This is a genomic window from Sphingobium olei, from assembly GCF_042678845.1.
Taxonomy (GTDB): Bacteria; Pseudomonadota; Alphaproteobacteria; order Sphingomonadales; family Sphingomonadaceae; genus Sphingobium; species Sphingobium olei.
Window position 1 is genome coordinate 1 of record NZ_JBHTLS010000025.1, and the last position, 905, is coordinate 905.

At 62.3% G+C, this 905-nt stretch carries 1 protein-coding gene; it reads left to right on the plus strand.

Translation table 11 applies throughout. From position 1 onward, the window contains the following. Positions 1-905, plus strand: a 905-nt coding sequence (locus tag ACFQ24_RS03810) for an IS3 family transposase (RefSeq protein ID WP_380909124.1), incomplete at both ends; no start/stop codon positions are given.

Sequence of the window (905 nt, forward strand, 5' to 3'; positions counted from 1 at the left end):
AGTTGGTCGTGGAACGCGATTTTTTAGCCAAAGCCTCCGGTCGATGAGCGTGGCACGGAGGCGGTCTATGATCGAACCTGCTCATCAGCGCCTGTCGATCGCGGCGCAGTGCCGGCTGCTGTCGATCAGCCGGTCGTCCTATTATTACGCACCGGTGCCCGAGACCGAAGTGACGCTGGCGCTGATGCGGGTGATCGACGCGGTGTTCCTCGACATGCCGTGGTACGGCAGCCGGCAGATGGTCCGACACCTACGGCGCAATGGCCACGACGTTGGGCGACGACGGGTGCGCCGGCTCATGGCAAAGATGGGCCTGTCGCCGATCTACCAGCGGCCGCGCACGAGCGATCCGCACCCGCAGCACCGGGTCTATCCCTATCTGCTGCGCAATCTGGCGATCGAGCAACCGAACCATGTCTGGTGCGCGGATGTGACCTATATCCCGATGCGTCGGGGCTTCCTCTATCTGGTTGCGGTCATGGACTGGGCGACCCGCAAGGTACTGGCCTGGCGGCTCTCGAACACCATGGATGCCGGCTTCTGTGTCGCGGCATTGGAGGAAGCGCTGGCGCGCTTCGGTCGTCCCGAGATCTTCAATACGGACCAAGGCAGCCAGTTCACTTCGCTAGCCTTCACCAGCGTGCTGCGCGACGCCAAGGTCCGTATCAGCATGGATGGCCGAGGCCGCTGGATGGACAATGTCTTTATCGAGCGGCTGTGGCGATCTTTGAAATACGAGTGCGTCTACCTCCACGCCTTTGAGACCGGTTCTGATCTGCGGAACGGCCTTGCCCGGTGGATCACCTATTACAACACGCAGCGACCGCACTCTGGTCTGGCGGGGCAAACCCCGGCAGAGGCCTATGGGCGGATCGACAAAACAGATCATGAGGGGCATGCCCCCC